Below are 12534 nucleotides of genomic sequence, written 5' to 3'. Positions count from 1 at the left end.
TACGTCAATCAACGTATGTTGCAGTGCGGTATGGGTACCTAGTATCGCATCGAACCCCCGGATGCGGCACCGCGCGATAGCGGTCGCGGCATCGGGTTTTTCCCTGAAGCGTCTCATCCGCAAGGAGCGTTCGATGTCTCGCAAACCCCCTTTTGAACAAGACCCCGCCTCGCCCGCCCGGCGCCGCGCGGCGCTGGCGCTGGCGTCGCTGCCGCTGATCGGCATCCCCGGGCTGGGCCGCGCCGCGGGCCCGGCGACGGCCGCCGTCAATACCACGGGGTTGGCCGTAACCGATACGGAAGTGACGGTGGGACAGTTGCATTCGGCCACCGGCACCATGGCCATCAGCGAAACCGGCTCCATCCAGGCCGAGCGACTGGCCATCGAGCAGATCAACGCCATGGGCGGCATCCTGGGGCGCCAGATCAAGATCATCCAGGAAGACGGCGCGTCGGACTGGCCTACCTTCGCCGAGAAGGCCCGCAAGCTGCTGGTCAGCGACAAGGTGGCCACGGTGTTCGGCTGCTGGACGTCGGCCTCGCGCAAGGCCGTGCTGCCGGTGTTCGAAAAGGAAAACGGCCTGCTGTACTACCCGACCTTCTATGAGGGCCTGGAGCAGTCCAAGAATGTCTTCTATACCGGCCAGGAGGCCACGCAGCAGATCCTGGCCAGCCTGAACTGGCTGGCCAAGGAGAAGAAGGCCAAGACTTTCTACCTGGTCGGTTCCGACTATATCTGGCCGCGCACCTCCAACAAGATCGCCCGCAAGCACATCGAACACGTGCTCAAGGGCGAAGTGGTGGGCGAGGAATACTACCCGCTGGGCCATACCCAATTCGGTTCGCTGATCAACAAGATCAAGCTGAAAAAGCCCGACGTGGTATTCGCCGACGTGGTCGGCGGCAGCAACGTGTCGTTCTACAAGCAGCTGAAGGCGGCCGGCGTGACGGCGCAGAAGCAGAAGCTCCTGACCATCTCGGTGACGGAAGACGAACTGCTGGGAATAGGCGGCGAAAACGCCGAAGGTTTCTGGTCCTGCATGAAGTATTTCCAAAGCCTGGACAACGAGAACAACAAGAAGTTCGTTGCCGCGTTCAAGGCGAAGTACGGCCCGAACGCGGTGATCGGCGACGTCACCCAGGCCGCTTATCTGGGCCCCTGGCTATGGAAGATGGCCGTGGAAAAAGCCCAGAGCTTCGATGTGGACAAAGTGGTGGCGGCCTCGCCCAACCTGGAGTTCAAGCAGGCGCCCGAAGGCTACGTCAAGGTGGACCCGAACCATCACCTGTGGAGCCGTACGCGCGTAGGGCAGATCCGCAAGGACGGGCAGTTCGATGTGGTTTACCAGACGCCCGACCTGATCAAGCCGGATCCCTTCCCCGAGGGTTACCAGTAATCCGGTCCACGGCAGGCGCCGCCCGCCGGGCCCCGGCCCGAGGGCGGCGCGGTCCCGCTTTTCCCACGCAAAGGCTCGCCCATGGAATCCTTCTCCGATCTTGGCGCCATTCTTCTGATGCAGGGCTTCAATGGCCTGTCGGTGTTCAGCGTCCTGCTGCTCATGGCGCTGGGCCTGGCCATCATCTTCGGACAGATGGGTGTCATCAACATGGCGCATGGGGAATTCCTCGCGATCGGCGCCTATACGACCTGCCTGTTCTCGGAACTGACGCAGCAGTATGCGCCCGCGGTCATGCCCTATTACTTCTTCCTGGCCATTGCCGCGGCCTTCGCGGTGACCTTCGCGCTGGGCTGGCTGACCGAATGGCTGATGATCCGCCACCTGTATCGCCGCCCCCTGGATACCCTGCTCGCCACCTGGGGTCTGTCGCTGGTGTTGCAGCAGGCGCTGCGTTCGATCTTCGGTCCGCGCGAAGTCAGCCCGACACTGCCCGATTGGCTGATGGGTTCGGTGCAGCCGCTGCCGGGCGTGGATATCCCCATCAACGGGCTGATCGTCATGTCGATCACGGCGATCCTGACGGTCGGATTGCTGCTGGCGCTGTTTCGCTCCAGTTGGGGCCTGCACGTGCGGGCGACGATGCAGAACCGCGTCATGAGCGGGGCCGTGGGCATCGACACGAGGAAAGTGGACCGGGTGACCTTCGCCCTGGGATGCGGGATCGCGGGCATCGCCGGCGCGGCTTTCACCACCATCGGCTCCACGGGCCCGACCAGCGGATCGCTGTACATCGTCGATACCTTCCTTACCGTGGTCTTCGGCGGCGCAGCCAGTCTTTACGGCACGATCGCGTCGGCCTTCGTTATCGCCCAGACGCAGTCCGTGTCGGAGTTTTTCCTGACGGGCTCCATGGCCAAGGTGCTGACCTTGTCCGCCGTGGTGATCATCCTGATGCTGCGCCCGCAGGGATTGTTCACGATCAAAGTCCGCAAATAAGCAGGTCCAGGAGCTCGAACGTGAAACTCATCTACAAGAATGTATTGGGCGGACGCCAGGGCATGATCGGCCTGGCCGTCCTGGCCGCGCTGGTTTTCCTGGTCTTTCCGCTGCTGCTGGACAGCTTCCGCCTGAACCTGGTCGGCAAGTACCTGACCTACGCCTTCGTGGCGCTGGGGCTCGTGCTGTGCTGGGGATACGGCGGGATACTCAGCCTGGGGCAGGGCGTGTTCTTCGGCATAGGCGGCTATTGCATGGCGATGTTCCTGAAGCTGGAAGCATCCACCGTCGAAGCCACGAAAATCCAATCCACGCCCGGCATCCCGGATTTCATGGACTGGAACCAGATCACGTCGCTGCCGTGGTTCTGGGTGCCGTTCAAGAGCTTCCTGTTCACGCTGATTGCCGTGCCCGTGGTGCCGGCGCTGCTGGCGCTCGTGATCGGCGTGGCGATGTTCAAGCGCCGCGTGGGCGATACCTATTTCGCCATCGTCACGCAGGCGATTGCGCTGATCCTTTCCGTACTGATCATCGGCCAGCAAGGGCTGACCGGCGGCGTCAACGGCATCACGGACCTGAAAACCCTGCTGGGCTGGGATATCCGCACCGATTCGGCGCGCGTCATCCTGTACTTCGTCAACGGCGCGCTGTTGTTCGCCTGCCTGCTGTTCGGCAGGTTCCTGCTCTCGTCCAAACTGGGGAAGCTGCTGGTGGCCATGCGGGACAAAGAGGAACGGGTGCGCTTCTCCGGCTACGACGTGGCGGGCTTCAAGATATTCGTATTCTGCGTGGCGGCGGTCTTCTCCGCCATCGGCGGGGCCATGTTCACCCTGCAGGTGGGCTTCATGTCGCCGTCCTTCGTGGGTATCGTCCCCTCCATCGAAATGGTGATCTTCGCGGCGGTGGGCGGGCGCCTTTCGCTGCTGGGCGCGGTCTACGGAACGCTGCTGGTGAACTTCGGCAAGAGCTACTTTTCCGAAAGCTTTCCGCAGCTGTGGCTGTTCCTGATGGGCGGGCTTTTCATCGCCGTCGTCATGGCCTTTCCCAACGGGCTGGCCGGCCTGTATACCCAATACGTGCAGCCACGGCTGCGCCGGGGACCGCGCGCCCAAGCCGTGCCGCCCAAGGCCGCGTCCCACACGGAGGTCGCATGAATCCGCCCCTGATGAACGCGCGGCCGGCCGCCGCGCAGGAATTCGCCCTGTACGTCGAGGGCCTGACGGTGTCCTTCAATGGCTTCGTCGCGGTGAACGATCTGAACCTGTACGTGGACAAGGGCGAGCTGCGCGTCGTCATCGGGCCGAACGGCGCGGGAAAGACCACGGTGCTGGACCTGATCTGCGGCCGCACCAAGGCGACCGCGGGCTCCATCCGCTTCAAGGATACGGAGCTGACCCGCATGGCCGAGCACGAGATCGTGCGAGCCGGCGTGGGCCGCAAATTCCAGACGCCGTCGATCTACGAAACCCTGACGGTGCGGGAGAACCTCGAAGTGTCGTTTCCGCGCGGGCGCAGCGTCTTCGGTGCGTTGGCGTTTCGCCGCACCGCCGACGTGATCGAGCGCGTCGAGCAGGTGGCTTGCGATATTTTCCTGGCCGACATGCTGGAGCACTCGGCCGAACTGCTGTCGCATGGGCAGAAGCAGTGGCTGGAAATAGGCATGCTGCTGATGCAGGAGCCGGAATTGATGATGCTCGACGAGCCGGTTGCGGGCATGAGCGTATCGGAACGCGAAAAAACGGCCGAGCTGCTCAATCGCATCAGCAAGGACCGCTCGATGATCGTCATCGAACATGACATGGAATTCGTCAAGAACATCGCGCACAAGGTGACGGTGCTGCACCAGGGCAAGGTGCTGGCCGAGGGGCCGATGGACAAGGTCCAGTCCGATCCTCGTGTCATTGAAGTCTATCTGGGTCATTGAGCGCGCGCGCAGGAGAATCCGCATGTTGAATGTTTCGGGCCTGGTATCCGGGTATGGACAAAGCCGCGTGATCCACGGCGTGGACCTGAGCGTGGCCAGGGGCGAGATCGTCGCCGTCATGGGACGCAACGGCATGGGCAAGACCACGCTGTTCAAGACCATGATGGGCGTGCTGCCGTCGATGCAGGGCAAGGTCAGCATCGACGGCACGGACATCACCGCCTTGCAGACCTTCCAGCGCGTGCGCAGCGGCGTGGCCTATGTGCCGCAGGGCCGCATGATTTTTCCCACCCTGACGGTGGAAGAGAATATCCGCACCGGTTTGCCGGGCCGGGCGCTGCGCGATCCCATCCCCGACGAGGTGTTCGCCCTGTTCCCTGTGCTGCACGAGATGCGCCGGCGCCGGGGCGGGGATCTTTCCGGCGGCCAGCAGCAGCAGTTGGCGATCGCGCGGGCGCTGGTGACCGGCCCGAAGGTGCTGATGCTGGACGAGCCCACCGAGGGCATACAGCCGTCGATCATCAAGGACATCGCGCGAACGCTGCTGGAGATCCGCAAGCTGAAGGACCTGGCCATCGTCGTTTCCGAACAGGTGCTCAGTTTCACCATGCAGATCGCCGACCGGCTGATCGTCATCGACAAGGGCCGCTTCGTGCATGAGGACCTGCGCGGCCAGGTCGATGAACAAACCATCAGCCGTTATCTGTCCGTCTAGGTTCCATCACCCAAAGGAGCATGCCATGCCCGATACCCTGATCAAGGTCGATCTCGCCCAGTCGCCATACGAAAACGAAAGCATCCATAACCGCTGGCATCCCGACATTCCCATGGCGGCATGGGTCAAGCCCGGCGATGACTTCGTGCTGGAAACCTACGACTGGACCGGCGGCGCGATCAAGAATGACGACAGCGCCGACGACGTGCGGGATGTGGACCTGTCCACGGTGCATTTCCTGTCCGGTCCCGTCGGCGTAGAGGGCGCCGAACCGGGCGACCTGCTGGTTGTCGACTTCCTCGATATCGGGGCCAAACAGGACAGCCTGTGGGGCTTCAACGGCTTCTTCAGCAAGAAGAACGGCGGCGGCTTCCTGACGGAACACTTCCCGCAAGCTCAGAAATCCATCTGGGACTTCGAGGGCATGTTCACCAGGTCGCGTCATATCCCCGGGGTGCGCTTCGCCGGCCTGATCCATCCCGGCCTGATCGGCTGCCTTCCCGACCAGGCGATGCTGGACACCTGGAACAAGCGCGAGCAGGCGCTGATCGACTCCGATCCCGCGCGTGTCCCGCCGCTGGCGAATCCGCCAGCGCCGCACACCGCTCACATGGGCAAGCTACAGGGCGCGGCGCGCGACAAGGCGGCGGCCGAAGGCGCGCGCACGGTGCCGCCGCGCGAGCATGGCGGCAATTGCGATATCAAGGACCTGTCGCGCGGCTCACGGGTATTCTTCCCGGTCTACGTCAAGGGCGGTGGCCTGTCGGTGGGCGATCTGCATTTTTCGCAAGGCGATGGAGAGATCACCTTCTGCGGCGCCATCGAAATGGCGGGTTGGATCCATATGCGGGTTTCGCTGATCAAGGGCGGGATGGACAAATACGGCATCCGCAATCCGATCTTCAAGCCCAGTCCGATCACGCCGAACTACAAGGACTACCTGATTTTCGAGGGTATTTCGGTGGACGAGGGGGGACGCCAGCATTACCTGGACGTGCATATCGCCTATCGGCAGGCCTGCCTGAATGCCATCGAGTATCTGAAGAAGTTCGGCTACTCCGGCGCGCAGGCGTATTCCATCCTGGGAACCGCGCCGGTGCAGGGCCATATCAGCGGGGTCGTGGATATCCCCAATGCCTGCGCCACGCTCTGGCTGCCAACCGAAATCTTCGAGTTCGACATCCAGCCCTCGGCCAGCGGCCCGGTGAAGGCGGTCGCCGGCGGCGTCGATATGCCGTTGTCGCCCGACCTTTGATCTTCCACGAGGCCTATCCTGGAGAACGCCATGCCCTTGTACGACTATTCCTGCGCGCAATGTGGCGACTTCGCCGCCATGCGGCCGCTGGCGCAATGGCGCGACCCCGCGTCCTGTCCGGATTGTGGCGCGGCCTCGGCCCGCATCGTGGCGGGCGCGCCCGCCCTGGGGGCGCTGTCCTCGGCGGTCAATCGCGCCCGCGCCGCCAACGAGCGCAACGCCCATGAACCGCGCGCGACCCGCGCCGGCCATGGCATGAATTGCGGCTGCTGCGGCGGCGGCAGGTCCGCCGGCAAGACGCGCAAGACCGCCGACGGCGGCAAGACCTTTGTCGACAGCCGTCCGTGGATGATCAGCCACTGACGCGCTGGCCTGGGTAGTCGCGGGTCTCCGGCCGCCTACAATGGCGGCGGCACGCTGCAAAGACGGGTGCGGCGATAGCGGAGACAACGCGTGACGACAGCCCTGGACCGCCTGGAACAGGCCGACTTCCCGGTTTTCGAGACGTCGGACTTCGCGGGCGCGGAAGATGCCTTTTATTTCGATCTGGTCAGGCTGCAGGACCGCGACGACATTCCGCGCGGCTTTCCCCATCGCCACAATTACTATCACTTGCTGTGGATGACGCGCGCCGAAGGTTCGCACATGCTGGATTTCCAAACCTTCGACGTGCGTGATTGTTCGGTTTTTTTCCTGTCGCCCGGACAGATCCACGCGTGGACCTCCACGGTCAAGCCGCACGGCTACGTCCTGAATATCAGCACGGCGTTCTTCGCGCACATGTTTCCGCGCGCCGATGACATCGCCCAGTTTCCGTTCTTCCATTTGAACCGCGACGCGCCGGTGATGTACCTGTCGCGCGGCGAGCACGACGCGCTGCTCCCCTTGCTGGCGGAAATCGAGGCCGAAACGCGCGCCCGGCAGCCGGGGCGCTTCGATATCGTGCGGTCGTACCTGCTGATTCTGCTGACACGTTTGCGCCGGCTGTATTCCGCGGAAGAGCGCGGGGCGATTTCCGGCCCCCGTTATGCGCTGACCAAGCGCTTTTCGCTGTTGATCGAATCCCATTACCTGGCCTACACCGCGATCCGGCAGTACGCGGAGGCGCTGCATGTCAGCGAGCGCCAACTCAACGAGGCGGTCAAGCGCACCGTCGGACGGACCGCCAGCCAGATGGTCCAGGAACGCATCGCTCTGGAGGCCAAGCGGCTTCTCAGCAACACCGGACTCGGCATCGCCGAGATCGCCTTCAGGCTGAACTTCGACGACCCGGCCTATTTCACGCGGTTCTTCAAGAAGCACACGCGGTGCACCCCAGGAGACTTCCGCCGGAGGTACGCGCGGGCCTTGGACTGAGCGGGAAAAAGTCCAATACAAGGGGCGAACTGTCCTAACGCCCGCGGAACGGTATTGCGTAAAGTGCATCCACCGAAACATGGCATGAACGCGCGGCCCGCCGAATAAGAAAACCTGGGAGACGACAATGAAGAAATGGAAGGAATTGGCCGCGCGCCTGGGCGCGCTTGCCCTGGTGGGGACGGTGGCTGCGCCGGCGCTGGCGGATTATCCCGATCATCCGATACGGGTCATCGTGCCTTTCGGGCCGGGCGGCGCCACGGATGTGATCGCACGCACCGTGGCGCAAGCCGTGGCGGTGCGGCTGAAGCAGCCGGTGGTGGTGGAGAACAAGGCGGGCGCGAACGGCAATATCGGCGCCGCCTTGGTCGCGCGGTCCCAGCCGGATGGCTATACCTTGCTGATGGCGACGTCCAGCCATGCCATCAATGCGTCGTTGTACCGCCACCTGGACTACAGCCTGACGCGCGATTTCGTCGGCCTGTCCAACCTGGCATCGGTACCGCTGCTGCTGGTGGTCAACCCGGCCGTACCCGCGTCCACGCCCGCCGAGCTGGCCGCCTATGCGAAGGCCAATGGAAGCCGCGTGAACTATGCCTCGGGCGGCACGGGCACCGCGGCGCATCTTGCCGGGGCGCAATTCAATGTGCTGGCCGGCCGGCAGATGACGCATGTGCCTTACAAGGGCGGCGCACAGGCGCTGAACGACGTCATGGGCGGACAGGTGCAACTGATGTTCGCCAATCTTCCGGAGGTCCTCTCGCAGGTAAAGGGCGGCAGGTTGAAGGCATTGGCCCTGTCCGGCGATCGTCGCAGCGATGCCTTGCCCGAGGTGCCGGCGTTCGCGGAAACCGCTTTCAAGCAGATCGATGCGCGTTCCTGGTTCGGCCTGTTCGCACCGGCCGATACACCGCAGCCGGTCGTCGACGAACTTTCGCGCGCCATCGTCGCGTCGGTGCGGGATCCCGATGTGCAGGCCAAGCTGAAGGGACTGGGGGCGGATCCGATCGGCGACGGCCATGCGGCATTCCAGCGCTACGTCCAGGACGACGTCGTGCGTTGGCGGACCCTGGTTACACAATCCGGCGCAAGCGCCGACTAGTCCTGGCGCGACCGCCTCGCGACGGTCCGGAACATTTTCCTTCTGCTTTTCGAGGACGATCCATGCTTTACGACGTACGTACCTACACTTGCCGCCCCGGCACACTGAAAAAGCATCTGGCGCTCTATGCGGAGCACGGCTACGCCGTCCAAAGCCGCCACCTCGGCACGCCGCTGGCCTACCTGCAGACGGATGCCGGCAACGTCAACAGCTATATGCACATCTGGGTCTATGAAAGCGCGGCCGACCGCGAGTCCAGGCGCCAGGCGCTGCAGAAGGATCCGGACTGGGCGGCATATCTGTCCCGCAGCGCGGAGGCGGCCTACCTGGTCAGCCAGGAAAACCGCTTGATGACGCCGACGGCCTTTTTCAGGTCCTGACACTGCGGGCCCGCGGAGGCCCGGAGAAGGGCGCGCGCGCTGCCATCCCTTGTTTTCAAGGCCGGCCGGCGGGGACATCCCGCCGGCCGGCCTTGCATTCTGTCCTATTCATACAGACATTGCTTACAATTTGATAAAACGCAAGGGATGATGGCCCGATAGGAGCCAGAATGAGCCGACTGCGGGAGGCGGCGGGGATACCGATAAGCAAGATGGCCTTGTCAGCGTTCCGAAGCAGGCGGTCGATAAGCAACACTCACTGGAACAGCTGAAGATATGCGCGTGAACCTTCCCGTCTCGGACAAGGAATATCCGTTCCCTCGTGGACGCACCCTGGTTTCCACGACGGACGCCAAGGGGAGAATCCTTTACTGCAATCCCGCCTTCCTCGAAGTCAGCGGCTTTTCGAAGGAGGAGCTGCTGGGCAAACCCCATAACGTGATCCGCCACCCCGACATGCCGGAAGAGGCCTTCCGGGATATGTGGGCGACGATTTCCTCCGGCCGCCCATGGTCCGCGCCGGTCAAGAATCGCCGCAAGAATGGCGACTACTACTGGGTGATGGCCAACGCGACGCCGATGCTCAAGGATGGCGAGCCCGTCGGTTATATGTCGGTGCGCACCGAAGCCACGCAAGAACAGGTCGAGGAGGCGGAAGCGCTTTATGCCGTCATGCGCGACGAGGCGCAAGCCGGACGGCGGGTTCACACCCTGGCCAACGGCCGGCGGGTGAAGCGCACGCTGGCGGGCCGGATGGCGGAAATGGCACGGCTGGGCGTGGTGGGCAAGCTGACGACGCTGCTGACGCTGTTGATGCTGTGTTTCCTGGCGATCGACCGCCTGATGCCGGCCGACGCGGTGGCGTGGGAAGCTGGCGCGTGGCTGTTGCGCCTGGTGCTGATCGTGGCCGCGTGGGGGTTCCTGCGCCGCAGCGTGGCGGCGCCGCTGGACGACGTGCTGGCCGCCGCCTATCGCCTGGCCGCGGGAGACCTTACGCAGCCGCTGGAGAGGACGCGCGGCGATGAACTGGGCGAATTGCAGGCGGCGCTCGGACAGCTGCGCATCAACGTGGGCTCCGTGGTGCGCGACGCGCGCGACCAAAGCCAGGATATCGTGACCGGGACCGCGGAAATCGCCCAGGGCAACGCGCATCTTTCCGAGCGCACCGAAACGCAGGCCGGCAACGTCCAGCAGACGGCCGCGTCGATGGAGCAGATTACCGGTACGGTGGGCCTGGCGGCCGAGTCCGCGCAGCGGGTAAGCCAACTGTCGGCGCGGACCAGCGAGGTCGCGGAGCGTGGCGCACGCGCCGTCGAGGAAGTCGGCGCGACCATGCAGGGGATGCTGGAATCGTCGCGGCGCATCAGCGAGATCACGCAAGTCATCGACAGCATCGCCTTCCAGACGAATATCCTCGCATTGAACGCCGCCGTCGAGGCCGCGCGCGCCGGGGAAGAGGGGCGTGGTTTTGCCGTGGTGGCGGGAGAGGTGCGTTCGCTGGCCCAACGCAGCGCCCATGCGGCGAAAGAGATCCGCCACCTGATCGACGAATCCGGCGTGAAAGTGGCGGAGGGCAGCGAAAGGACGGCGGTCGCCCGCAAGACCATGGCCGACGTGCTGGGCAGCGTGCAGGAGGTGAATGCGCTGATCGGCGAAATCACCGAGGCGTCGAGAGAGCAGCTCGCCGGGATCTCGCAGGTCAATGCGGCCGTTGCCCAATTGGATAGCATTACGCAGCAGAACGCCGAACTGGTCGAGCAGGTGGCCGGGGCTGCCGTTTCGCTGGAAGGCCTGGCACGGAGCACGCACGAAACCATGCAGGTTTTCCGGCTGGATGATGGCGGCCCTTCGTCTGTTGCAATGCAGCAAAATGGTGGTGCCGTAACAATCATTAAGGGTTATCCGCAAGCGCAGCCCGGCGCTCTCGCCCTTAAGATGGCGACCCAAACGGCAGTTGTTTGAAAGCTGCCCTCCACAATTCCTATTCGCGCCCGCCCTACCCGGGCGGCGCTGCGAGCTCCGTTCATTCCTACACCCGGGAGACATCCGCAATGCAACGCCGTTCCTTCCTGAAAAAGGCCACCCTGGGCGCCGCCGCCGGTGGCGCCACCCTCGCTTCCCCCGTTTTTGCCCAGGAATCCCCGACGATCAATTGGCGCCTGGCCTCCAGCTTCCCGCGCAGCGCCGACGCGATCTACAGCGGCGGCGAGAACCTGGCGAAATACGTGGGCGAGGCCACGGGCGGCAAATTCAGCATTCGCGCCTTTCCCGCTGGCGAAATCGTCCCCGCGCTGCAGGTGCTCGACGGCGTGCAGAACGGCACGGTGGAGTGCGGGCACAGCGCCTCCTACTACTACTTCGGCAAGGACCCCGCGCTGAGCTTCGACGCCGCGGTGCCCTTCGGCCTGAACACGCGCCAGATGAATGCGTGGATGCGGCACGGCGATGGCCTGAAGCTGCTGCGCGAACTGTTCAAGACGTATAACGTCGTCAACTTCCCCTGCGGCTATACCGGTACGCAGATGGGTGGCTGGTTCCGCAACGAGATCAAGTCGGTCGATGACCTGAAGGGCCTGAAGTTCCGCATGAGCGCCTTCGCGGGCGCCGTCCTGTCGCGCCTGGGTGTGGTGCCGCAACAGATCGCTGGCGGCGATATCTATCCGGCGCTGGAAAAAGGCACCATCGATGGCGCCGAGTGGATCGGCCCCTACGACGACGAGAAGCTGGGCTTCAACAAGGTCGCCAAATACTATTACTTCCCCGGCTGGTGGGAAGGCACCCTGCAGGTGTCGCTGTATGTGAACCAGGACGCCTACAACAAGCTGCCCAAGCACTACCAGGCCGTGCTGGAACAGGCGTCGGCCGCCGCGACGAATGACATGATCGCCAAGTACGATGCGGAAAACCCGGCCGCGCTGCGGCGGCTGATCGCCAACGGCGCCCAGCTGCGGGCCTTCCCCAAGCCCGTGATGGACGCCTGCTATGCCGAGTCCTTGAAGGTCTATCAGGAAATGAGCGCCAAGAGCCCCATGTTCAAGAAGATCTACGACAGCATGGTGGCCTTCCGCGATAACGAGATCCCCTGGTTCCGCGTGGCGGACGGCAGCTTCGACGGCTATATGGGCACGATAGGGCGCAACAGCGGCAAGTAAGCGAGCAGCAATGAAATCATTACTTGCCTTATCGCGTCTGATCGACGCGATAAACCTGCGCGTGGGCCGCGCGGTGATGTGGGTGACCTTGCTGGTGGTGCTGGTCAGCGCCGGTAACGCCGTGGTGCGCAAGGTCTTTCACAGCAGCTCGAACGCGTGGCTGGAGCTGCAGTGGTATATGTTCGGGGCGATGTTCCTGTTGTCCGCGGGCTATACGCTGCTGAAGAACGAGCACGTGCGGGTGGACATCCTGTC

General features: G+C 63.7%; 13 protein-coding genes. All 13 read left to right on the top strand.

All coding sequences use genetic code 11. The annotated features are described in order from the left end of the window. Positions 1-133: 133 nt before the first annotated feature. Positions 134-1396, top strand: coding sequence for an urea ABC transporter substrate-binding protein (urtA, locus tag ACO1P8_RS14880; protein ID WP_486296660.1), 1263 nt, complete (start codon positions 134-136; stop codon positions 1394-1396). A gap of 81 nt (positions 1397-1477) precedes the next feature. Then, positions 1478-2395: an urea ABC transporter permease subunit UrtB gene (urtB, locus tag ACO1P8_RS14875; RefSeq protein WP_486296659.1), complete on the top strand. Its 918-nt coding sequence runs from the start codon at positions 1478-1480 to the stop codon at positions 2393-2395. Between the two features lie 62 nt (positions 2396-2457). After that, positions 2458-3549 (top strand): urea ABC transporter permease subunit UrtC, encoded by a 1092-nt coding sequence (urtC, locus tag ACO1P8_RS14870; protein WP_486296690.1) that lies wholly within the window; start codon positions 2458-2460, stop codon positions 3547-3549. Beyond that, complete coding sequence (gene urtD / locus ACO1P8_RS14865) at positions 3546-4319, top strand: urea ABC transporter ATP-binding protein UrtD (protein WP_486296658.1); 774 nt, start codon at positions 3546-3548, stop codon at positions 4317-4319. The genes urtC and urtD overlap by 4 nt, the downstream gene beginning before the upstream one ends. Before the next feature lie 22 nt (positions 4320-4341). Continuing rightward, positions 4342-5034, top strand: coding sequence for an urea ABC transporter ATP-binding subunit UrtE (urtE, locus tag ACO1P8_RS14860; protein ID WP_486296657.1), 693 nt, complete (start codon positions 4342-4344; stop codon positions 5032-5034). A gap of 25 nt (positions 5035-5059) precedes the next feature. Continuing rightward, the gene (gene fmdA, locus ACO1P8_RS14855) at positions 5060-6289 is read left to right on the top strand and encodes a formamidase (RefSeq protein WP_486296656.1); all 1230 of its coding nucleotides are present in this window, start codon (positions 5060-5062) and stop codon (positions 6287-6289) included. Between the two features lie 30 nt (positions 6290-6319). After that, positions 6320-6652: an FmdB family zinc ribbon protein gene (locus ACO1P8_RS14850; protein WP_486296655.1), complete on the top strand. Its 333-nt coding sequence runs from the start codon at positions 6320-6322 to the stop codon at positions 6650-6652. 90 nt (positions 6653-6742) lie between these two features. Next, positions 6743-7645: a helix-turn-helix domain-containing protein gene (locus ACO1P8_RS14845; protein WP_486296654.1), complete on the top strand. Its 903-nt coding sequence runs from the start codon at positions 6743-6745 to the stop codon at positions 7643-7645. 127 nt (positions 7646-7772) lie between these two features. Beyond that, entirely contained in the window at positions 7773-8747 is a 975-nt protein-coding gene (locus ACO1P8_RS14840; protein WP_486296653.1) for a Bug family tripartite tricarboxylate transporter substrate binding protein, read from the top strand. Between the two features lie 62 nt (positions 8748-8809). Next, on the top strand, positions 8810-9127 hold the full coding sequence (locus ACO1P8_RS14835; protein ID WP_486296652.1) for an NIPSNAP family protein: 318 nt from the start codon (positions 8810-8812) through the stop codon (positions 9125-9127). Between the two features lie 276 nt (positions 9128-9403). Continuing rightward, positions 9404-11089 carry a methyl-accepting chemotaxis protein gene (locus ACO1P8_RS14830; RefSeq protein WP_486296651.1) on the top strand — a complete coding sequence of 562 codons (1686 nt, stop codon included), beginning with the start codon at positions 9404-9406 and terminating at the stop codon, positions 11087-11089. Positions 11090-11178: 89 nt separating this feature from the next. Further along, complete coding sequence (locus ACO1P8_RS14825; RefSeq protein WP_486296650.1) at positions 11179-12279, top strand: TRAP transporter substrate-binding protein; 1101 nt, start codon at positions 11179-11181, stop codon at positions 12277-12279. Between the two features lie 10 nt (positions 12280-12289). Beyond that, a partial coding sequence (locus tag ACO1P8_RS14820) for a TRAP transporter small permease subunit (RefSeq protein ID WP_486296649.1) occupies positions 12290-12534 on the top strand: 245 nt, incomplete at its 3' end.

Source organism: Bordetella sp. (assembly GCF_057362025.1).
This window is presented reverse-complemented; position numbering and strand designations above follow the sequence as displayed.